This is a genomic window from Corynebacterium sp. UBA4397 (assembly GCF_002390965.1).
Lineage (GTDB): Bacteria > Actinomycetota > Actinomycetes > Mycobacteriales > Mycobacteriaceae > Corynebacterium > Corynebacterium flavescens.
This window is the reverse complement of record NZ_DGRD01000023.1, coordinates 1-20,268: the sequence shown is the minus strand read 5'-3', so window position 1 is coordinate 20,268 and position 20,268 is coordinate 1. Positions and strand designations below refer to the sequence as shown.

At 62.0% G+C, this 20,268-nt stretch carries 19 protein-coding genes; 10 read left to right on the top strand and 9 right to left on the bottom strand.

The window, feature by feature from the left end; all coding sequences use genetic code 11:
* Positions 1-19: 19 nt before the first annotated feature.
* Entirely contained in the window at positions 20-1,381 is a 1,362-nt protein-coding gene (locus B2696_RS05215; protein WP_286954306.1) for an FAD-dependent oxidoreductase, read from the bottom strand.
* A 246-nt stretch (positions 1,382-1,627) separates the two neighbouring features.
* On the opposite strand from B2696_RS05215, the gene pta reads away from it, so the two are divergent.
* Together pta and B2696_RS05205 are read left to right on the top strand one after the other, a co-directional pair.
* Positions 1,628-2,986, top strand: a complete 1,359-nt coding sequence (gene pta, locus B2696_RS05210) for a phosphate acetyltransferase (protein ID WP_286954305.1) — start codon at positions 1,628-1,630, stop codon at positions 2,984-2,986.
* On the top strand, positions 2,987-4,210 hold the full coding sequence (locus tag B2696_RS05205) for an acetate kinase (protein WP_286954304.1): 1,224 nt from the start codon (positions 2,987-2,989) through the stop codon (positions 4,208-4,210).
* 27 nt (positions 4,211-4,237) lie between these two features.
* Here the strand turns inward: B2696_RS05205 and B2696_RS05200 are convergent, their stop codons facing one another.
* Genes B2696_RS05200 through B2696_RS05190 form a run of 3 tightly spaced genes read right to left on the bottom strand, consistent with a single transcriptional unit; the run spans position 4,238 to position 9,198 of the window.
* Positions 4,238-6,688, bottom strand: coding sequence for a serine/threonine protein kinase (locus B2696_RS05200; protein WP_075730613.1), 2,451 nt, complete (start codon positions 6,686-6,688; stop codon positions 4,238-4,240).
* Complete coding sequence (locus B2696_RS05195) at positions 6,689-7,753, bottom strand: glutamate ABC transporter substrate-binding protein (protein WP_075730612.1); 1,065 nt, start codon at positions 7,751-7,753, stop codon at positions 6,689-6,691.
* Positions 7,753-9,198: a hypothetical protein gene (locus B2696_RS05190; protein ID WP_286954303.1), complete on the bottom strand. Its 1,446-nt coding sequence runs from the start codon at positions 9,196-9,198 to the stop codon at positions 7,753-7,755. The genes B2696_RS05195 and B2696_RS05190 overlap by 1 nt, the downstream gene beginning before the upstream one ends.
* Positions 9,199-9,387: 189 nt before the next feature.
* On the opposite strand from B2696_RS05190, the gene B2696_RS05185 reads away from it, so the two are divergent.
* The 4 genes from B2696_RS05185 to B2696_RS05170 are packed head-to-tail and all read left to right on the top strand — an operon-like array spanning position 9,388 to position 12,830.
* The gene (locus B2696_RS05185) at positions 9,388-9,882 is read left to right on the top strand and encodes an NUDIX domain-containing protein (protein WP_286954311.1); all 495 of its coding nucleotides are present in this window, start codon (positions 9,388-9,390) and stop codon (positions 9,880-9,882) included.
* A 30-nt stretch (positions 9,883-9,912) separates the two neighbouring features.
* On the top strand, positions 9,913-10,887 hold the full coding sequence (locus B2696_RS05180) for an ABC transporter ATP-binding protein (protein WP_075730609.1): 975 nt from the start codon (positions 9,913-9,915) through the stop codon (positions 10,885-10,887).
* On the top strand, positions 10,888-11,661 hold the full coding sequence (locus B2696_RS05175; protein WP_286954302.1) for an ABC transporter permease: 774 nt from the start codon (positions 10,888-10,890) through the stop codon (positions 11,659-11,661). It abuts the gene before it with no gap.
* The gene (locus tag B2696_RS05170) at positions 11,658-12,830 is read left to right on the top strand and encodes a multidrug effflux MFS transporter (RefSeq protein WP_286954301.1); all 1,173 of its coding nucleotides are present in this window, start codon (positions 11,658-11,660) and stop codon (positions 12,828-12,830) included. Before B2696_RS05175 ends, B2696_RS05170 begins: the two co-directional genes overlap by 4 nt.
* An 11-nt stretch (positions 12,831-12,841) precedes the next feature.
* Here B2696_RS05170 and B2696_RS05165 read toward each other — a convergent pair whose 3' ends face one another.
* Genes B2696_RS05165 through B2696_RS05150 form a run of 4 tightly spaced genes read right to left on the bottom strand, consistent with a single transcriptional unit; the run spans position 12,842 to position 16,805 of the window.
* Positions 12,842-14,305: a phospholipase D-like domain-containing protein gene (locus B2696_RS05165; RefSeq protein WP_286954300.1), complete on the bottom strand. Its 1,464-nt coding sequence runs from the start codon at positions 14,303-14,305 to the stop codon at positions 12,842-12,844.
* A gap of 23 nt (positions 14,306-14,328) precedes the next feature.
* Complete coding sequence (locus B2696_RS05160) at positions 14,329-15,138, bottom strand: exodeoxyribonuclease III (RefSeq protein ID WP_286954299.1); 810 nt, start codon at positions 15,136-15,138, stop codon at positions 14,329-14,331.
* Between the two features lie 28 nt (positions 15,139-15,166).
* On the bottom strand, positions 15,167-16,153 hold the full coding sequence (locus B2696_RS05155; RefSeq protein ID WP_286954298.1) for an N-acetylglutamate synthase, CG3035 family: 987 nt from the start codon (positions 16,151-16,153) through the stop codon (positions 15,167-15,169).
* Positions 16,154-16,169: 16 nt separating this feature from the next.
* On the bottom strand, positions 16,170-16,805 hold the full coding sequence (locus B2696_RS05150) for a peptide deformylase (protein WP_286954297.1): 636 nt from the start codon (positions 16,803-16,805) through the stop codon (positions 16,170-16,172).
* 16 nt (positions 16,806-16,821) lie between these two features.
* On the opposite strand from B2696_RS05150, the gene B2696_RS05145 reads away from it, so the two are divergent.
* From B2696_RS05145 to B2696_RS05135, 3 genes are read left to right on the top strand one after another with little or no spacing between them, the layout of a single operon-like run.
* On the top strand, positions 16,822-17,082 hold the full coding sequence (locus tag B2696_RS05145) for a DUF3263 domain-containing protein (protein WP_075730603.1): 261 nt from the start codon (positions 16,822-16,824) through the stop codon (positions 17,080-17,082).
* Positions 17,083-17,092: 10 nt separating this feature from the next.
* Positions 17,093-17,761, top strand: coding sequence for a LytR C-terminal domain-containing protein (locus B2696_RS05140; RefSeq protein WP_286954296.1), 669 nt, complete (start codon positions 17,093-17,095; stop codon positions 17,759-17,761).
* Positions 17,762-17,819: 58 nt separating this feature from the next.
* Positions 17,820-18,989: a glutamate--cysteine ligase gene (locus tag B2696_RS05135; protein ID WP_141255864.1), complete on the top strand. Its 1,170-nt coding sequence runs from the start codon at positions 17,820-17,822 to the stop codon at positions 18,987-18,989.
* Here the strand turns inward: B2696_RS05135 and B2696_RS05130 are convergent.
* Positions 18,986-19,741 carry a Crp/Fnr family transcriptional regulator gene (locus B2696_RS05130; RefSeq protein ID WP_286954294.1) on the bottom strand — a complete coding sequence of 252 codons (756 nt, stop codon included), beginning with the start codon at positions 19,739-19,741 and terminating at the stop codon, positions 18,986-18,988. The genes B2696_RS05135 and B2696_RS05130 overlap by 4 nt on opposite strands.
* Before the next feature lie 132 nt (positions 19,742-19,873).
* Between B2696_RS05130 and B2696_RS05125 the strand changes: the two genes are divergently transcribed.
* The gene (locus B2696_RS05125) at positions 19,874-20,230 is read left to right on the top strand and encodes a cupin domain-containing protein (protein WP_276623349.1); all 357 of its coding nucleotides are present in this window, start codon (positions 19,874-19,876) and stop codon (positions 20,228-20,230) included.
* Positions 20,231-20,268 lie beyond the last annotated feature (38 nt).

The following is a 20,268-nucleotide window of genomic DNA, read 5'->3' as shown; positions in this document are numbered from 1 at the left end:
TTGCTCTCGCGTTGTGGGGCTACTTCTGCGGCCCAGCGTGGCGCACCATTTCATCCCACTCGACGATCTTGATGCGCTGACGATCATGGGCGCGGCCCGCGGCTTGCTCCGCGGCGTCGAGGCGGTGCCATCCCTCCCATGTGGTCACGGGGATAGAACGCGACTCCAGGAGATCGAGAATGTCTTGGGGATCGCGCTTGGAGGCGGGGGCGAGCTCGCCGGACTTATAGTCCGCGATGAGCATGTTCGTGGTGTCCTTGGCATCAGACTTGGTGTTGCCAATGAGCCCGACCGGGCCGCGCTTGATCCATCCGGTGGTGTAGAGGCCGGGTAGCTTGGAGCCATTAACGCCGCTGAGCACGTGCCCGCCGTCATTGGGCATGGTGGCGCGCTTCTCGTCGAAGGGGACGCCTGTGACGTCCTGCGGGTGATAACCCACGGCACGGTAGACGGCCTGCACCGGCCAGACGGTGAACTTGCCGGTGCCGGTGACGGTGCCGTCCCCATTGAGTTCGGTGCGCTCGGTCTTGATGGCGGCGACCTGGCCGTCCTCCCCCAGAATCTCTACCGGCGACTCAAAGAAGTGAATGTAGAGCTTGTGCGGGGCCGAGCCAGGCTCACGCATGGCATAGGACTCGAGGGTCTGGCACACCAGATCCACGGACTTGGCGGAGCGGCGAGCGTCTTCCGAGGCGGCATCGTACTCGATGTCCTCGGGGGCGACGATAACCTCGATGGTGGGGGACTCATCGAGCTCCTTGAGCTCCTTGGGGGTGTACTTGGCCTGTGCCGGGCCGCGGCGCCCAAAGACGTGGATCTCCTTGGCGCGGTTCTTCTGCAGCGCAGCGTAGACATTGTCCGGGATTTCGGTGACGAGGAGCTCGTCCGCCGTCTTGGCCAGGATGCGAGAGACGTCGAGGGAGACGTTGCCTACGCCAACGACGGCGACCGATTCGGCGGAAAGATCCCAGTCACGCTCGAAGTCGGGGTTGCCGTCGTAGAAGCCGACGAACTCGCCGGCGCCGTGGTTACCCTTGAGATCCTCGCCCGGAATGCCCAGGGGCTGATCGGCGGTGGCGCCGGTGGCGAAGATGATCGCGTCATAATAATCATGCATCTCGTCGACGGTGAGATCGCGGCCGATCTCAATATTTCCTAGGAAGCGAATCTCTTCCTTCTCCATGACGTTGTGTAGGGAGGCGACGATTCCCTTGATGCGGGGGTGATCAGGGGCCACTCCGTAGCGAATGAGGCCGAAAGGCGCTGGCATCTTCTCGAAGAGGTCCACGGTGACATCGAGGTCTGATTTCACCAGGAGATCGGAGGCGTAAATGCCGGCCGGGCCGGAGCCGACCACGGCGACGCGCACGGGACTATGCATTACTAAGGGGATCCTTTCTACGTTACTTCCTCGAATATTCTACGCGTGAGCACCGGAATGAAATCAACTGTGTGACCTGCGTTGCATAAAGATGCTCTTAATGGAAGAAGTGAGAAACGAGTTCCATTTTCAACCCGCAGCGGGCAGGTGCTTCAAGTAGGGTGGGATCGTCACCATGCGCTCTCAAAGGTGATCCCGAGCACATGAATTACCGCCGTCACATGGCGGCGAGAGAAAGGTTTCCGCATGTCTTCCCAAAGTTCCGCGCTGATCAGCGTTAATGGTCGAGGCTTTCAAGGCCTCGACATCTCCGGATTAGCCCCCCAATTGGGGGCTACCTTTATTCGTCTTGATGAGCTTAGCCCCTCCATCGCGGAGGTGCTGACCGAGGTACCCGCACAGCCCGTAGTCATCCAGGGCGTGGGTGACGTTCACTTCGACGCTGACGTGGCCGCCTCCTTGGGCGTTCCTTTCGTGCTCATTGCCGGCGACTCGCCGCGCGCAGCCCAGCTCGATGCCGAGCACGCAGCCTCGCTGGGAACCACCGTGGCCGGAGTATTCACGGACGTGAGCGAGGTGCCCGCTGCATTGAGCGCGCTGCCCGCCGTGGAACCGGTTATGAGCCCCACCGTATTCCAGAAGCAGCTTTTGGAGCAGGCCACCGCAGCCGGTGCCCATATCGTCCTGCCGGAAGGTGAGGATGACCGCATCCTGGAGGCGGCAGGGGAACTGGTCAAAGGCGGAGTTGCCAAGCTGACCATCCTGGGTGAGCCGGAAGAAATTAAGGAGCGCGCCGAGAAGCTTGGCATCTCCCTCGCCGGAGTAGAGCTCATCGATCACCTCACCTCCCCGCTGGCGGAGGAGTTCGCCGCGGACTTCGCCGAGCTGCGCAAGAAGAAGGGCGTCACCCTCGAGCAGGCCCGCGAAACCATGCAGGACATCTCTTACTTCGCCACCATGATGGTGCACAAGGGCCTGGCAGATGGCATGGTCTCCGGTGCCGCGCACACCACCGCGCACACCATCAAACCTTCCTTCCAGATCATCAAGACCGCGCCGGGTGCCTCCGTGGTATCCTCCATCTTCCTCATGGTCATGCGCGGGCGCCTGTGGGCCTTCGGCGATTGCGCCGTCAACCCTAACCCCACAGCTCAGCAGCTGGGAGAAATCGCCGCCAGCTCGGCGCATACCGCCGCGCAATTCGGCATTGACCCGCGCGTGGCTATCCTGTCTTATTCCACCGGCACCTCCGGCACCGGCCCTGACGTCGACCGCGCGGTCGAGGCCGTCGAGGCTGCCCACAAGGTAGACCCGCAGATGAAGGTCGATGGTCCGTTGCAGTTCGACGCCGCCTGTGACCCGGGCGTCGCAGCAAAGAAGGCTCCGGAGTCCAGCGTGGCTGGACGCGCTAACGTATTCATCTTCCCCGACCTCGAGGCCGGAAACATTGGATATAAAACCGCACAGCGCACCGGTGGCGCGCTGGCAGTCGGCCCCATCTTGCAGGGCCTGAACAAGCCGGTCAACGATCTTTCTCGTGGAGCCACCGTTCCGGACATCATCAACACCGTCGCTATTACCGCCATTCAGGCAGGAGGAAAGTAAATGAGCTACGTACTAGTTCTCAACTCTGGTTCTTCCTCCATCAAGTTCCAGGTTGTCGATCCACACGGACACACTAACGATGCCCCTCTCGTGAGCGGTTTGGTCGAGCAGATTGGCGAGCACTCTGGCGCCATCAACGTCACGCTGCGTGGCGGGGAGGAGATCCGCGAGGAGCTCGAGATCCCAGACCACACCTACGGGCTTGAGCGCGCCTTCGAGATCATGGCGGCCAACAAGGTCGGGCCGACGGATGTGGATCTCATCGCCGTGGGCCACCGCGTTGTTCACGGCGGCATCGTATTCTCCGAGCCCCAGCTCATCGTGGATGAAATCGAGGCCATGATCGAGGACCTTATCCCGCTGGCGCCTTTGCACAACCCAGCCAACCTGGACGGCATCCGCGTGGGCCGCGCCATCCTGCCGGATATTCCGCATATCGCCGTCTTCGATACCAGCTTCTTCCACGCCCTTCCGCCGGCGTCCGCACTCTATGCCATCAACAATGAGGTGGCCTCCCAGTACGATATCCGGCGCTATGGCTTCCACGGCACCTCCCACGAGTTCATCTCGCAGAAAGTCGCGCAGCTGCTAGACAAGGACCCGGATGAGGTCAACCAGATCACCCTGCACCTGGGTAATGGTGCCTCCGCGGCCGCCATCCGCCACGGCCGGCCGCTAGATACCTCGATGGGCCTTACCCCGCTGGCCGGCCTGGCCATGGGTACCCGTTCCGGTGACATCGATCCGGGCATCATCTTCCACCTAGTGCGCCAGGCAGGGATGAAGGTCGATGAGATCGACACGCTGCTCAACAAGCAGTCCGGCGTCAAGGGCCTCTCCGGCGTCAATGACTTCCGTGTCCTGCGGGAGATGATTCGCGCCGAGGACCAGGATGCCTGGCTGGCTTATAACATCTACATTCACCAGCTGCGCCGCTTCATCGGTGCGTACATGATCATCCTCGGCCGCGTCGATGCCATCACGTTCACCGCCGGCGTGGGTGAGAATGACACCGAGGTCCGCCAGGACGCGCTGTTCAACCTGGAGATGTACGGCATCAAGTTCGACAAGGAAGCCAACCTGGTGCGCTCGCAGGAAGCGCGCATGATTTCCACCCCGGATTCCCCGGTCAAGGTATTCGTCGTCCCCACCAACGAGGAACTGGCCATCGCCCGCAAGTCCGCAGCCGTTGCCGAATCCGCGCGAGAGGCTGGGCTCTACTAGCCAGCCACGGCAGGCTCCGGCGCCTGCTTAGAACAACGTTATCGGGCGTACCTGGTTGGCCAAGTCAACCAGGGCGTAGCGGTGGCGGGAGAACGGTGCTTGGCGGGCTAATGCCCGGAGGGCGTCGGCAAGCCCATAGCGCAAGCCGCGCTGGGTGAAAGGGAACTCGAAGAGGTCGTTGGGGGAGGCGGCCTCTTTCAGCTTGTTTTCGCGCAAGAAGCTCAAGCCCGCGGAGATGACAGCCACCTTGACCTGCAAGAAGCGCGGCTCGTTGTGGGGGATCTCCTCCAGACGCCTAGCCGCGCGCCGAATCCGCGACTCGGTCAGATCCTGCGTAATAAACTGCACGATGGTGGTCAGCCGCGCCATGCGGTGGTGCCGCGAGGCGTTGGGAACCTTGTCGAGCGTTGCCACGGCGAGCTCCACCTCGTGCTCGGCGCGGAGCTGACGCGCGAGGCCGAAAGCGGAGGAGACCGTCGTGGGATTGGTCGCCCACACCACGCCATAGAGCCTCATCGAATTAAAGCGCAAGTGTGCCGGGCTATCCGTGACGTGATCCCAGATGTCGGGGTGCTCAATGAATACGCGATCGGGGAGATCAGCGAGGGTAGTGCGCAGATTGGAACAGGCGCGCGCGAGACTGGGCTCGATGAGTGAGGTCTCATTAAAGCCCATCTGCTGCAAGATGAGCTCGTTGATGGCGGCCAGCGCGAGCTTGGGAGCAGACTCGCCTGGGAGCTGGTCAAGGACGTTGGCAAAGTGCACCTGGGCATCGCGGAAATCATCGTGCAATAGCTCCACCACCCCGGCGTACCACTGATAGCGCCAGTCCTGGCCGAGCTGCTCCTCGATGGAGAGAAGCCACTCACGCGCCTGCCCGGTGTAGCCGAGGTCGATCATGGAGCGAACGACGCCGAGCGGAATCTCCGCCGAGGACTCGTACTCGGGGGTCTGCATGGCCTGACGCAGCGTTTCCAGGGCCTCCTGGGGCTCGGTATAGGAGGCGCCTTGCAGGAGTGCCGCGCCGACATCCGCACGATCGAGCAGGGGTGTGGGCAGCGCGGATACCACCTCGGGGGCGGTGATGCGCACGGTGCGGTCGATGCCGTCGATAAGCTGATCGGTGCGGAACACCAGGTGCTTGGTGCCGAAGGTGGTGCGCTGCGGGGAGAAGAAAGAGTGCTGGGCGGGATGCTGGATGCCATCCCGGATGGCGATGACCTCACGCAACACCCCGAAGAGCTGATTGCGCATCTCATCGAGGCTGGAAAAGCGGCGCGCCGGGTCGGGGTCAGTGGCGCGCAGCAGGAGGCGGTAGAAGGAGAGGTAGCGGCGCAGCTCCGGCTCCACGCTGGGGGAAGGAATCCCCGGCTTGAACGCGCCATCCTCGGTGGGCAGGTGCAGGGTCAAGGCGGCCAAGGTGCGCCCGACAGTGTAGACATCGCTGGCGATGGAGGGGCCCTGCGTGGCCACCTCGGGGGCCTGGAAACCGTTGGTGCCGTAGATGTAGCCAAAGGCGCCGATTCCGGAGACCGCCCCCAGGTCAATGAGCTTGACCTGGTCCTCGGTGACGATGATGTTATCGGGCTTGAGATCGTTGTAAACCACGCCGCGGGAGTGGAGATAATCAAGCGCCGGGAGGATTTCGAGGATATAGGCAATGGCGGTATCGACGGGGAAGAGCTCGCCGGGCTGCTGCTTGCGGCGCTCGCGCAGGGAAGGCCCGCCCACGTACTCCATGACGATGAAGCCGCCGGGTACGCGCTGATCATCGATGAAGTTGAAAATCTTCACGATCCCGGGGTGGGTAATATCGGCCAAGAACTCACGCTCGGCGATGGCCGCGTCCTTCTCATCCTCGGACTTCTGGGACTGCAGCCCCTTGAGCACCACCATTCGCCCGGAGACAAAGTGATCGTTGGCCAGGTAGATCCAGCCCATGCCGCCGTGGGCGATGACCCCGAGGATCTCGTATTGACCGGCCACCATGTCACCTGGCTGAAGCTGCGGTGCCGGCGCCTTCTTCTGCGTCGGATCGATGAGCACTTCCGTGGCCGGGCGCGGGGTAACGAAGGGCAGCGTGGCCATGCCATCGGCCACCTCACGGTCGGTGCGCTGCGCGGTGCGGCGTTCGCGGAAAGTGTCGAGCGCCTTGCGCCGCGAGCGCTTGGAGGGATCCTCCTGGCGCCGCCTGTCACGCAGGTTACCTAGGTCCGCGATGAGGGCGGCGATGTTTTCGGGGTCGCCGTCGTAGTCCCCGGGCTCATCCGCGAGCGGATCGTAGGCCACGGCGTCGGTGTCCGGGCCTTCTTCCTCGTTGGCGAAGGGATCATAGGCTACGGCATCGGTGTCCGGACCCTCATCCTCATCTGCGAAGGGATCATATTTGACGGCCTGGGTGTGGGAATCATCGACCTCCGGCTCGAGATGGTCGAGCTCGTCCTCGCTGAAGGAGCCAAACTGGGTGTTTTTGGTCATCTAGTTCTCCTCCGGGGCGTCAGTGGCAGATTTCTTCGCAGCTTCGTCACCGTGTTCTTGTGGGGTTTCATCAATATAACGCGGCGCGGGAAGCGTGGGCTGGGGCAGGTATGCGCCCAGCCACTGGTTATAAATCCGGTTCCAGGTGCCGTCTCTTTGGATGCGCTCCAAGGTGGAATTGACCTGGCGCACCAGCGGGCGTGCGTCATACTTCTCACTGTTGCGCCGCATGGCAATGCCGTAGTTCTCCGTCTTGAGGCTTTCGCCCACGATGGAGGTATAGGCGTCTTGGGCCAGCATTCCAGACAGGACGGTATCATCGACAACGATGCCGTCGGTCTGGTTGAGCTGCAGCGCCATGAGGCAATCACCCCAGGAGACGGTCTCTAGGACGTTCGCCCGTGGCGCGTGCTCGGCGATGGCGCCCAGGGCCGTCGAGCCTTGCACCGCGCATAGCGTGCGACCGGCGGTATCTTCCATGGAGTTAATCCCTGAGCTGCTCAGCACCAGCGTGCGGGTATTCGTGGTGAGGTAGGGGGTGGAAAAAGAAACCTCTCGCTCGCGCTCGGGGGTAATGGTCATGGTGCGCACGATGAGGTCCACCGTCCCCTCATTGAGCGCTTGGGTGCGCTCGGAGGATTCGACGAAACGGAAATCCACCCGGTTGGGGTCACCGAATATATCGCGCGCGATCTCGTGGGCAATATCTACCTCGAAGCCGCGCACCTCACCCGAGGCGGTATCGCGGTAGCTGAGCAGGTTATTGGAACGGTCCACTCCCACGATGACGCGCCCACGCTTGACGATGTCCGGTACACGTTCCGCAGGGCTGCGGTCATCAGGGCGATAAGACCCAACGAGCTCCTGCGTGCTGGTCCGAGGCGGAGTAAGAGAGCCAGCCGAGCGCAGGACCGAGCCCTCCGGCAGCGGAGGCCCCGGTCTGACCTGGAGGTTGGCCACCCGCTCTTGGGGGGCCGGCGGGGTGTTCCGTGAGGGGAGGAAAGAACAGCCGGACGTTGCAAGGGCGATGACACTCGTGAGGAGTGCGCAGAGCTTTTTCTTCATCACAGGTACTCCTGCAGCCGTGGACGAATGCCCAGCCAGACGGCGATGATAGCCGCGATGGTGAGAAGCAAGACGGCCGTTGCCACCGTGGTTACGGCGTTGAGGCCCTGCTCAAGGTAGGAGCGCATGGACACGCGGGCCTCGGCGATGAGCTGGGCCAAGGCGGTATCCGTATCGGCGAAGGCTCGCGCGGTGGTGACCTCCTTATTTCCCGGGGTGGCATCCGTGGCCAGGGTGAGTGCATGATCATAATCGCCCTCGCTGAGGGCCTCCATGAGGCGATCGTGGGCGTCGGTCCAGCGTTCCGTTGCCGCGCGGGCCTGTGGAATGAGCACGGGGTTAGAGGCGGGAACATCCTCATCACGCAGGGCGTTTTCATAGTCCCCGAGCGCGGAGTTGATGGAATGCACCGTGCTTTGGAACTGCACGCGCATGTCCTGCTGCGAGGAGCGCAGCACCAGAGCCAGGGTCTCCGAGGTGCGTGTCTGCTGCGCCTCGATGCGCGAGGCGGTGAGGGAATCCCAGGGCCGTGAGGCGGTGGCAAAGCCTTGGTGGCCCGCCGCCCATGTGGCGAGGTTGGAGCCACCTGCCCAGGATAAGGCGATGATTAGCATGATGGTGGCGGCCAGGAAGCCGCGATTGAATCTGCGCCTGGTCAGCCGCCACAGCCACCACTGCGCGATGAAGAGGAAAAACAGTGCTGCGAGGAGGCCGGAGAGCGGCACCCATTGCGGGGTGGTCAGCCTTTGCTGCTGCTCGTTGACCTTGTAGGAGGCGCGCTGAAAGAGCTCGGCCGCGGCGGGCAGGATCTGCTCGCGCATGAGGCTCGAGGCATTCGACATATAGGAGCTAGCCACCGAGTTTCCGGCGCGGTGATTAGATTGTGCCTTCTCCACCATGGCGGTATAAACCGGCAGCTCGCGTTGGATAAAGGTGACGAGATCCCGGATCCGCTGATCCTCTGGGCTGGTGCCGAGCACGGCCTGGGTGGCCGCGACGGAGGCAGCATCGATGGCCTCGTTGTAGCGCTGGCGATTATCAGCGGACTCCACGCCTGCCTGGACGAATCCCGTGGTGGCCACCGTATCTGCCAGGGACAGAGAGGTATAGAGGTGGTGAGCAGAGTTCGCCATGGGTTCCGTGGTGCTCAGCAGCTCATCGAGCGCGCTGTGGCGTGCCGCGGAGGAATTAGACATCGATATCCCGGCCGCGCCCAGAGCTAGGGTGAGGATCACCGTGACGGTAAAAAGCTTGCCCGGAGTAGTCGAGGCGAAGCCATAGAGCCGCCGCAGCAGGCGGGCGGGGCCGGCGAAGGAATTCATTGCCAGCTGGGTGACGTTATTGAAAGCCGGAGTGGCCGGCTCCGTGAGATCATCGAGCCAGTGATCGGCCGGGTGAACGCGCAGATCATGCACGTCAGCCACCTTCATTCCTGACTCTTTCATTCCTTTAGAATAGCGCCCGACCTGAGGACGATGCCACCATTGCCACACCTATTTCTTAAGGACTCGGAGTCGAGAGCCTCGTCGCAAAAGGTTAGTATGGGCGCTATGACATCCCAGTCACCTGAATCCGCTCACGCGTCGCGCCTTTCCTCCCGTTATTCGTCCGCCGCAGGCAGTGAGGCGGCATCCATGAAAGCACAGGGCAGCGGTGATGGTTGGGCAGCAGGGCCTGACGGAATCAAGGTCTGGGGGAAGTTTGGTGCGGCCGGGCTTTTCCTCGTTGCGGGCGATGAGGTGCTCCTGCAGTTTCGGGCCACGTGGACGAATGCCGGGCACACGTGGGGTATTCCTGGCGGTGCCCGTGATTTTGAGGAACCTGCTGTAGCGGCAGCATTGCGCGAGACCCATGAGGAATGCGCTATCGAGGCGCGCGACGTAACGGTGCTGGGGGAAGAGGTCACGGCGGGCCCTTATCCTGCTGCGGCGCAGTTGCCCGGGCAGTGGACTTATACAACGGTGCTGGCGCAGACGCTCCACGGCGAGCGGCTTGCCACCGTTGCCAATGCGGAATCGGAGGAGCTGCGTTGGGTGGCGCTCGACGAGGTGGAAAAACTGCCACTGCTGGGGGCATTTCGGAAAGCCTTTCCCTACCTGCGGCAGCGTTTTGCACACCTTAAGCAATAGCGGCGCAACTTTTATGGCACTCTAGTCTTTATGATTGAAGTAGAGGGACTGACAAAGCAGTACAAGTCCGTCCGCGCTGTCGATGACCTAACCTTCAAGGTGGAACCAGGCATAGTCACCGGTTTCTTGGGTCCCAATGGTGCAGGCAAGTCGACCACGATGCGCATGATTTTGGGCCTCGATGAGCCAACGATGGGGCAATCGTTGGTCAACGGGCAGCATTATAGCGAGCTCAAGCACCCGCTACGCGTGGTCGGAGCCCTCCTTGACGCCAAGGCGGTGCACCCCAACCGCAGTGCCGCCAACCACCTAAAGTGGATGGCTCAATCCAATGGCATCAGCACCTCTCGCGTTGATGAGGTCCTTGACCTCGTGGGCCTGAGTGACGTCGCCGGGAAGAAGGCCGGCGGATTCTCCCTCGGCATGGGCCAGCGCCTCGGCCTAGCCGGCGCTTTGTTGGGGGATCCGGAGATTCTCATTCTTGATGAGCCCGTCAACGGCCTTGACCCCGAGGGAATCCGCTGGGTGCGCTCCCTCGTACGCGCCCTCGCCGCTGAGGGTCGCACGGTGTTGATCTCCTCGCACCTGCTTTCAGAGATGTCGCTGACCGCTGACCACCTCGTTGTCATTGGCCGCGGCAAGCTAGTGGCAAATCAATCCACCTATGACTTTGTCAAAGAACATTCCCAATCCTCAGTCATTGTGCGCTCGGAGTACCTCAAGGAATTTGCCGGTGCCCTGCGCGAGGAGGCGGTGGACTTCCAGGAAGCCGCCGACGAGGAAGGCCGGCCGACCCTCGTCATCAAGAATCGCACCACCGACTCGGTGGGCCAGCTGGCCTATTCCACCGGAGTACCGCTCAATGAGCTCAGCCTCAAGCGTGCCTCCCTCGAGGATGCCTTCATGCAGTTGACCGGAGACTCCGTGCAGTACCACGGCAATACTCCGCTGGTCATCGCGGAGCAGAGTACCCAGGAGCCCACTAACCAGGAGGCGCAGAAGTAAATGCTGCTTAATACAGTCAAGGCCGAGTGGACCAAACTCCACACCACGCGTTCCTTCTGGTGGACCACCGCCGTATTCCTGTTCTTTGCTTGGGGCTGGGCTATCCTTAACGCCTCCCTGAGCGGACAGGTCGAGGGCGCGGCTGAGCTCAACCTGCTCAGCCCGCAGAGCGCCACCACAGTCCTGCTCATGCTGGGGCTTCCCGTGTTGATAATCCAGGCCACCATGGTGATAACCACCGAGTATCGCTATGGTGTGCAGTCAACTGTCTACATGGCCAACCCGCGGCGCTGGATGGTCGCTGTGGTCAAGTACTTCTTGTACGCGATCTTCGCAGCCTTCTTGGTATTCGTCGCCATAGTTGGTGCCTACCTGCTCACCAGCGTCTTCGCGCCAGGGGATCTCGCGGATGGCTTCAAGCCTTTCAGTGATGATGCGGGTCGCCGCCTGCTGTGGCTCTACCCATTGGCTACCGCGATTCTCGTTCTGTTTAGCCAGGGCGTGGGCTTGCTGCTGCGCCAGACGGCGGGCGCTGTATCCATCAGCCTGATCCTTTACCTGGGCATCGATTCCTTTGTGCAGCTCATCCCGAAGGTGGGCGAGCGGATCATTGACTTCATGCCTTTTACCGCTTTTAACAATTGGTTAGCAGACATGGAGCCCTCCCAATATGCCTGGTGGGATTCGGCCACGGGCTCCGGCGTGGTCTTCTTCTGCTGGTCCTTGGCGCTATGGATCCTGGGGGCATTCTTGTTGATTAAGCGCGATGCATGATCCCGCTGCCGCTTCTTGGCACCCTGGCCCTGCTTTCGGCCACCGCGCCCTTTGCCACCGACATGTACCTGCCGGTGTTGCCCGCTATCGTCGAGGATCTAGACACTAGCCGCGCCCTTGTGCAGCTCACCCTCACCGGCTTCTTCATCGGGATGGGGCTGGGCCAGCTGGTAATTGGCCCCCTAAGTGATGCGATAGGGCGCAAGGGCCTATTAATCGCAGGCGCCGGCTGCGCACTGGCGGCCTCCGTCCTCGCCGCCCTTGCGCCCTCCATTGAGGTACTTGTATTCGCGCGGGCCCTGCAGGGGCTCGGCGGGGGAGCCTGCGTGGTTCTCGCGCGCGCGGTGGTACCGGATCTCTTGGCCGGCAAGGCCGCGGCCAAGGCCTACTCTTTGCTCATGGCTCTCCAGGGCATCGCCCCAGCAGTCGCCCCAGTTATCGGTGGGGTACTGGCGCAGCCTTTGGGCTGGCGCGGAATCTTCTGGGTGCTCGCCGCCCTCCACGCGCTGCAGTTTGTCCTGGCTATCATCGTGGTTCCGGAGACTGCGGGCGGGCGTCCCCACGATCACCTCGTGTCCACCGTGGCGCGGAACTACCTGGCTGTGGCCAAGAGTCTGCGCTTCTGGGGCTTCGTGGTGACCATGGCCTTTGGCTTCTGCTCGATGTTTTGCTACATCGCCGCATCTTCCTTCGTCATGCAGGAAGAATTCGGCTTCTCCGCGGCGGGCTATTCGCTCGTCTTTGCCTGCAACTCCTTGGGCCTGTTCGCCGCCACCCTGCTCAACGCCAAGGCCCTCGATACCTACTCTTCCGCCACGCTGTTGCGTGTTGGGGTGGCTGCGGCTTTTGTGTCTACGGTGGCGCTGGCGGCGTCGATTGTCGCGGGCGCTCCCGTGTGGCTCATCCTAGGAATCCTCTTTTGCGCCGTGGCTCCCACCGGATTCATCATGGGCAATTCCACCGCTTTGGCCACCGGGCTCATGCGTAAGCGGGCGGGCTCCGTGACCGCCATCATGGGGTTCATGCAGTCCTGCCTGGCCGGGGCGGTCAGCCCGCTGATGGGACTGGGCAGTGACGCGCTCATGACCATGGGCGTAGGCATGGTCATCTGCACCGCCATTGCCCTAGTCGGCGTCACCTTTGCCACCCGCAGGCTGCCGCAGGCGTGATGAAGCTCTAGTTACTGCAGCGCGGAGGTCAGGCGCATGGCGTTGTCGACGTAGCGGCGGAAGTATCCGCGCTCGTTCCATTCCGCGAGGGTGAGTTCGTGGCACACGGCGCGGTAGTTGCCGGCCAGCTCATTGAACTGCGCGATGAGGTCGCCCTTGGCCACCAGCATGGTGGACTCGTAATTCAGGCCGAAGGAGCGCATGTCCATGTTGGACGAGCCAAACATGCACAGTGGATCGCCCTCCTCATCATCCGGGTCGGTGAGGACGAACTTGGAATGCAGGACAAAGGGCTCAGGGAATTGGTAAATGTGCATTCCTGCCTCCAGGAGCGCCTGGTAGTAGGAGGATTGGGCGTGGTTGACCATGAATTGATCGGCCTTGCGGGAGACGTAGAGCTCTACGTGTACGCCGCGATAGCACGCGGTGGTCACGGCCTCGAGGAGGGATTCATCGGGGACGAAGTAAGGCGAGACCATCACGAGGCGCCGCTTGGCGTGGTGCACCAGGGAATTGAACATGCGCAGGTTGGGCTCGGTGGTATAGCCGGGACCTGAGGGGATGAGCTGAAGGTAGTTGACGTCCGCGGCCTCGCCGTCGTCATAGTCCAGCGCCTCGAGCTCTAAGGTCTCGTTGGACTCGATGTACCAATCCACGGCAAAGATTCCCGTCATCGAGGTAACCACCGGCCCGGTTAGCTTGACCATGTAGTCGATCCAGTAGCGGTCGGTGGTGCGGTACTCGCGTTTGATGAGGTTCATTGAGCCGATGAAGCCCGTGTGCCCGTCCACGATGAGCAGCTTGCGGTGATTGCGCAGGTCGGGGCGGCGGAAACGGGCCTTGTGGAGCTGAATGGGCAGCGTGAGGTGCCATTCGACGCCTATCGCGCTCAGGCGCTTGCCCAAGGTGGAGTAGCCGTCATACTTAATGCTGCCTATCTGATCGAGCAGCAGTTTCACCTTGACTCCGCGGGCGGTGGCGCGCGCGAGGGATTGATAGAAGCTGTCGGTGGTCTCATCCCAGGACTGGATGTAGACCTCGATGAGCACGTAGTGCTCTGCCTTGTCGATGGCCTGCGCCATGGCCTCGATAGCGGATTCATAGTCCGCATAAAGACCCTGGTTGCGCCCGATAAGTGCCGGGTATCCCGTCAGGGTGCGGTTGAGCCGAATGACGGATTCTATCTCGGGGGAAAGCCTGCCGGAGGGGTGATCCGGGGTATTGGCCGTGACATCCTCGATGAGCTCATTGGCCTCTTGCTGAATGCGGTGGCGCCGGCGGTTGATAGACGGCGAGCCCATGAGGAGGAAGAGCGGCAGACCCACGATGGGAAGCAGCAAAATGGCCAGCAGCCAAGCGCTGGAGCTCGAGGGGCGCCTGCCCTCTGGGACCACGCCGATGGCGATGATCTTTATCGTGTAATCGACGATCAAGAAGATCAGTTGCCAGATGGTGAGATCGAGGCTGAGAGTCATAAGTTTTAGTCCTCGCCCTGGCTTTAACGGACCGAGTCGAAGTCGGGGAGATCGAAATCGGCGATGAGTGGGGCGTGATCGGAGGTTTTATCGCCCGCGCGCTCAACTAGGTCTACCTGGGCACCGCGCACCGTGCGGGCCAGCGGCGCCGAGGCGAGCTGGAAGTCGATGCGCATTCCCTCGTTCTTTTGGAAGCGCATGCCCTTGTAATCAAAGTAGGTATAGCGCTGTTTCTCGGTGTAGCGGCGGGTTACCTCCTCGAGGCCGGCTTCCTCGAGCATCTGAAAGGCCGCGCGTTCTGGCTCGGTCACGTGCGTCTTGCCGCGGAAGGCCTCCATGTCCCATACGTCCTCATCGCGCGGGGCGATGTTGAAATCCCCCACCAGCAGCAGCTTGGATTGCGCATGGGCATGGGCGTAGCGCGAGAGGGAATAGAGAAACTGCAGCTTATAGTCGTAGTGGCGGTCGGTGATCTCGCGCCCATTGGGCACGTAGAGCGACCAGATCTCCACCCCGCGAATGCGGGCACCGAGGGCGCGGGCCTCCAGCTTCTGGGGCTTGTCCGGGTCTTTGGCAAAGCCGGGCTGCTCGGGGAAGGAGGTCTGAATATCGCTGAGCGGATCCCTGGAGATGATGGCCACGCCATTCCACTGGTTGAGGCCGTGGCAGGCCACGTGATAGCCGGCGTCAACGAAGTCTTGGGTGGGAAATTTATCGTCGGCGACTTTGGTCTCCTGTAGGCACAGCACGTCGAGGTCGTGGCTGTGCAACACATCCACCGCACGCGTGACGCGGGTGCGGACGGAGTTGATATTCCAGGTGGCTATGCGCATAGGCTACAGGTTACCGCGTTCAATTGAGTCATCGCCGCGTGGCGTAGAGGTGACGGTGGTGCTCGCCAAATCCCAGCTTGGTATAGAGGGCAATTCCGGGCGTGTTGCGGGACTGTACCTGGAGATAAGCGCGCTTCGCGCCGTTGTCCTTGCCCCAGCGCAGCATCTGCGCGCCCAAGCGCGTGCCAAGCCCGCGGCGGCGCCAGTCAGCGGCCACTTCTACGGCCGAGTACCCCAGCCAGCAGGTGCCGTCGCCGGAGCGCGTCAGGGTGCCGCGCGTTATCGCCACGGTCTCCCCGTCGATGCGGATGCACCCGAAGCCGAGGGTTCCCTCGATGCGGTGACGCAGATACTCCAGCGCGGCAGGATGCAGAGCCTGGCCGCGGAAGTGGTAGAGGTCGAGCCAGTCCTTGTCGGGTTGCTCCGAAATCTCGAAGGCAGGATCGGGTTCAGCTCCTGGAACCGACTCCAGTGAGTCCAGCTCGCGAGTCATGACGAGGATCTCCGGCTCCAGCTCCCAGTCGGGGCCGAGCAGGCGTTCGGCAGGCTTACCCAGGCGCTCCGGCAAGAGCAGGCGCGTGGGTAGTCCGTGGCGCGCATAAAACTCATCGATCTCATCGATGGGGATGGCATTGAAGCCCGCGGAGGGGCCCAGCGGCGCGGCGGAGTTGGAGCGCCCAGTGACGCCGTCGCCGGCGCGCATGAGCCACTGCCCGTCGGTGGTCCAGGTGTGTTCCTTGCCGGGGAAGGCGGCCGCGGTGGCGACTTCGATGGCGCGGATGTCGGAGTTGCGAATCGTGCGCGGCGAGAGCTTCTTGATGATCTTCAGCTGCGATTGCGGGATCTCCACCGCGGGCAGGGAGGAGGGAAAACCTCCCACCTCCTGGGGCCGAATGCGCAGGGGATTGAGCTCCACGACGTGCCCGAGGACGTCGCTATAGCTGCCGTCAATCTGGCGCCGCGCTACGACGCGGTCACCAACGCTGACCTCGTCCGAGCGGAAAATATGGCTCATGTGCTTCTCGCCGTCCCTAGTGTTCGGCTTCGAAAGGGTACTCGTCGTGGCCGAAAGGATCGGCCTCTTCGCCGGGCATCCACGTCAACCCCGGCTCGGTCCAGCCGTTGCGTTTGATGGCCTTCTTAGCCTGGCGCTTGTAGCGCCCGATAAGCGTATCGGTGTAGACGTATCCGTCGAGGTGCCCCGTCTCGTGCTGGAGCATGCGCGCGAAGAAGCCGTAGCCCTCCACGGTGATGTCCTCGCCGTGCTCGTTCTTGCCGGTCACTCGTGCCCAGTCGGCGCGGCCGGTGGGGAATCCCTCGCCGGGGACGGAGAGGCAGCCCTCGTCCTCGGAGCCGTCGTCGGAAGGCATGGTCTCGGGGATTTCGGAGGTCTCCAGCACAGGGTTGATGACGCATCCCTTGCGCATGCCACCATCCGGCTTCTCGGTGCCATGGGGCCCGTCGGTGTCGGGGCAGTGGTAGACAAAGAGGCGCTTGCTCACGCCTACTTGGTTGGCCGCTAGGCCCACGCCGTTGGCCACGTCCATGGTCTCGTACATGTCGGCGATGAGCGTCTGCAGCTCGGGGGAATCAATCGGCTCGGTCACTGGCTCCGTGGGGTGGTGGAGTACCGGGTCGCCGTGGATAACGATGGGGCGAATAGTCATGGCATACAGTTTAGGCATGAGCACCCTGTCAGACCTAGACGCGGCCATTTTGGAGTTCGAGTCACATGCCCCGCGCGGCCAGGGACGCAAGGAAGAAGCCATTAGGGCGCGCCTCAAGATTTCTCCCGTGCGTTATCATCAGCGCCTTAACGTGCTTGTCGATGTCCCTGCTGCCGCGCAGGCCTATCCAACTCTCATTGCTCGCCTGCGTCGTGTGCGTGATAAACGCGAGGACACGCGGCGCGCCGCGCGCAACAATGGGGAACCTGAGCGCTAAAGTTACCAATGTGACTAATGTGAATCCGGAAAAGTCTGCAGAAACGGGCGCCCACGCCGCCCCCGAGAAGGCCGCCGCGGGAATGCCCCTGCGTGGCGTGGCCATGGTGCTCATCGCCGTCGCCGTCATGCTTGGTCTGTGGGGCTTGTACTCCCTAAGCTACGGCAGTTCCGATAAAGAATCCTCCTCCGCCAGCCCGGATGCCACCATGAGCGCCCCCGTAGAGGGAAGCGCTGCGGCTACACCCTCTGGGCAGGCAGGCCCGAGCGAGGAGTCCAAAGACGCCGCCGGCGATTCCCGCCCCGCCGAGGAAGCTCCCGTAGCAGAGGGGCAGGCGCCGGCTGCCGCGCCGGGCAACGGAAACGCCGAGCGTGACCCCAAGGACATCAAGGTCGCCGTACTCAACAACAGTGGCGAGGCGGGCAAGGCCAACTTCGAGGCCGATCGCCTCAAGGGCGACGGTTTTAACATCGGCTACGTGGGCAACCTGCCTGGTGATCTCCGCACAGTGCCCAAGACCACGGTGTTCTTCCCCAGCGGCGACGGCGCCGCAGAGTCCCTCGCCCGTGAGGTGGCGGCGGTCTATCAGGCCGATGTCGCCCCCATCGAAGGAAAGTTCCCCTCCGAGGCCACCGCTGACAACGGCATCATTGTTGCGCTAGCCATCCCGCAGGCCTAGGCGCAGGAGAATAAATAAAAGTCAGATGGCGAACGCACACGAGCGTTAGACTGGCTGGGTGAAGATTCCGGAAGAAAAGTTCGCGCGCTCGCCCGAGCACACCCTTGGCGTGGAGTGGGAAATCGCTCTCGTCGATCCGCAGACCTGGGACCTCGTGCCGCGCGGCGCTGAGCTCATTGAAAAGGTCAATGCCGCCTCCCCGGAATCGCACCTGGAGAAAGAGTTCCTGCAGAACACGGTCGAGCTCGTCACAGGCATTTGTCATACCGTCCCGGAGGCAATAGCGGATCTCTCTTCCTCCCTTGCGCCCGTGCGTGCCGCTGCCGAGGAAATGGGCGTGCGCCTGTGGTCCTCCGGCGGGCATCCCTTCACGGACTTTCGGAAGAACCCCGTCTCCGATAAGGCCAGCTACTCGGAGATCATCAACCGCACCCAGTACTGGGGCAAGCAGATGTTGCTGTGGGGCACCCACGTTCACGTCGGCATCAGCCACGAGGACCGCGTCTGGCCCATCATCAACGCGCTGATGACGAAGTACCCGCACTTGCTGGCCATCTCCGCCTGCTCGCCTGGCTGGGAGGGCCTCGATACAGGCTATGCCTCCAACCGCACCATGCTCTACCAGCAGCTGCCCACGGCCGGGCTTCCCTATCAATTTGAGAACTGGGCGCAGTGGCAGTCCTATATCCGGGACCAGGCCATATCTGGCGTTATCAACCACACCGGTTCCATGCACTTCGATATCCGTCCCGCCTCCAAGTGGGGCACGATCGAGGTCCGCATTTCCGACGCCGCCTCCAACCTCCGCGAGCTCTCCGCCATCGTGGCCCTGACCCACTGCCTCGTGGTCTACTACGACCGCATGATCGATCGCGGCGAAACCCTGCCCATCCTCCAGCCTTGGCACGTTGCCGAGAACAAGTGGCGCGCCGCGCGCTATGGCATGGAAGCGCTCGTCATTACCTCCCGGGAGACCGACGAGCGCTGGATCACGGAAGAACTCGAGGATCTCCTCGTCGAGCTCGAGCCCCTCTCCCGCGAGCTGGGCTGCGCCGATGAGCTGCAGCTCGTCCGCGAGATCATCGCAGGCGGAGCAGGCTACGAGCGCCAGCGTGCGTGCTACAACGAGACTGGGAGCTGGCGCGAAGTGGTCGCGCGTACCTCGCGTGAGATGGACACCCTCCTGCCGCTAGAGTCATCCCCGCAGATGGGGGATAAAGATTCTTAAGGCTCTAGGAGGCGGAAGCTGTTGCGGTGATAGTCAATCAAGTGATCGCTTTTCATCTTAGATAGCTCTCGAGAGAGCGCCGTTCGATCGACATTGAGGTGCTCGGCTAGCTCGTTCCTCCTCAGGGGGATAGTGAACATCGGCGACTGCTGCTGGGCAGACTGATCTTTCAAGAACAAGGTGAGCCTTTCGCGCAAAGATTTGCGCAGCATCATGCGCAGGTGCAGCTCAAGCCTTCGGTTCTTTTCATTGACCACTCTGAAGAGATTTTCCACCATGCGCAAACGGAGATCGCAGAGCGGCCCGTCTGGATCGTAAATGCGCTTCATGCCCAGTAATAAAACAGTGGCGGAAGTAGAAGCCGGCACCATGCGATGAGTACGCTGCTTGCGATCCCACAACAAGTCCTCCCCGAATACTTGTCCAGGATTGATGATTTCCGTCAGATGGGTCGAGCCCTCGATGCTCGTGCTCTTGGAAAACAGGGTGCCCTCCAAGACGATTCCGATGTGGGACAGCGATTCGCCCTCCCTGCTCAGCACGTCGCCGCGTTGCACCCTCTTTTCCCGTATTCCCAGGCAGCGACTGATTCTCAGCAGTTCGGGCGAACTGAAGCCGACGAAGACGTCGGAGTGAAGTCCTTCAAACTTCATTGATCCGGTGATGGGGGGATTCTTGTGCGCTAAGGCAGTCAAAGGTTCTCCTTCCGCTTTGTTGCTTGGGCAACCATTGGACGGACGGGCGTGCGCCATAATGATTCCTGCACCTTGGATAAATGCAAAGGATAGGCTAACTTAAATGGTCTTTCAACTGTGCGGGTGTGAGCCACAGGAGTCCGCCAGGGCTGAAGTGGCAAAAATACTCATCTATCAAGAAAGGCACGCATGTCCTCCCTCGATGAAGGCATCTTTACATTGGAAACCGGTTTGCCTCTTTCCACCGGCGTTAGTGATCTGGAGAAGAACAACCCCGCACCAGCAGGGGGCTACTCTCCCAAGCGCATCTATGACTCCGACAAGCTGGGCGTAACTCACGTTGCCTTTGATGCGGGCATAGAGCTCCCCGAGCATTCCGCGCCAGTTCCTATTGTTGTCCAGATAGCGCAGGGAGCGGTGGAGTTCCACGCCGGTGGAGTTGTGCATCGCCTGAGTAGCGGCTCAGTGCTCCACCTCGGCGCTGGCGTACCCCATTCCGTCCATTCAGTAGAGCCCTCCCATGTCATTGTCACCTTCCTCAAGTAGAACCGGAATGAAAAGAACTGGGGTTACCCTCTTGTTGT

Coding starts and splice junctions, on each gene's coding strand:
- B2696_RS05215 (WP_286954306.1), bottom strand. CDS start 1,381: ATGCATAGTCCCGTGCGCGTCGCCGTGGTCGGCTCCGGCCCGGCCGGC.
- pta (WP_286954305.1), top strand. CDS start 1,628: ATGTCTTCCCAAAGTTCCGCGCTGATCAGCGTTAATGGTCGAGGCTTT.
- B2696_RS05205 (WP_286954304.1), top strand. CDS start 2,987: ATGAGCTACGTACTAGTTCTCAACTCTGGTTCTTCCTCCATCAAGTTC.
- B2696_RS05200 (WP_075730613.1), bottom strand. CDS start 6,688: ATGACCAAAAACACCCAGTTTGGCTCCTTCAGCGAGGACGAGCTCGAC.
- B2696_RS05195 (WP_075730612.1), bottom strand. CDS start 7,753: ATGAAGAAAAAGCTCTGCGCACTCCTCACGAGTGTCATCGCCCTTGCA.
- B2696_RS05190 (WP_286954303.1), bottom strand. CDS start 9,198: ATGAAAGAGTCAGGAATGAAGGTGGCTGACGTGCATGATCTGCGCGTT.
- B2696_RS05185 (WP_286954311.1), top strand. CDS start 9,388: ATGAAAGCACAGGGCAGCGGTGATGGTTGGGCAGCAGGGCCTGACGGA.
- B2696_RS05180 (WP_075730609.1), top strand. CDS start 9,913: ATGATTGAAGTAGAGGGACTGACAAAGCAGTACAAGTCCGTCCGCGCT.
- B2696_RS05175 (WP_286954302.1), top strand. CDS start 10,888: ATGCTGCTTAATACAGTCAAGGCCGAGTGGACCAAACTCCACACCACG.
- B2696_RS05170 (WP_286954301.1), top strand. CDS start 11,658: ATGATCCCGCTGCCGCTTCTTGGCACCCTGGCCCTGCTTTCGGCCACC.
- B2696_RS05165 (WP_286954300.1), bottom strand. CDS start 14,305: ATGACTCTCAGCCTCGATCTCACCATCTGGCAACTGATCTTCTTGATC.
- B2696_RS05160 (WP_286954299.1), bottom strand. CDS start 15,138: ATGCGCATAGCCACCTGGAATATCAACTCCGTCCGCACCCGCGTCACG.
- B2696_RS05155 (WP_286954298.1), bottom strand. CDS start 16,153: ATGAGCCATATTTTCCGCTCGGACGAGGTCAGCGTTGGTGACCGCGTC.
- B2696_RS05150 (WP_286954297.1), bottom strand. CDS start 16,805: ATGACTATTCGCCCCATCGTTATCCACGGCGACCCGGTACTCCACCAC.
- B2696_RS05145 (WP_075730603.1), top strand. CDS start 16,822: ATGAGCACCCTGTCAGACCTAGACGCGGCCATTTTGGAGTTCGAGTCA.
- B2696_RS05130 (WP_286954294.1), bottom strand. CDS start 19,741: ATGGCGCACGCCCGTCCGTCCAATGGTTGCCCAAGCAACAAAGCGGAA.
- B2696_RS05125 (WP_276623349.1), top strand. CDS start 19,874: ATGTCCTCCCTCGATGAAGGCATCTTTACATTGGAAACCGGTTTGCCT.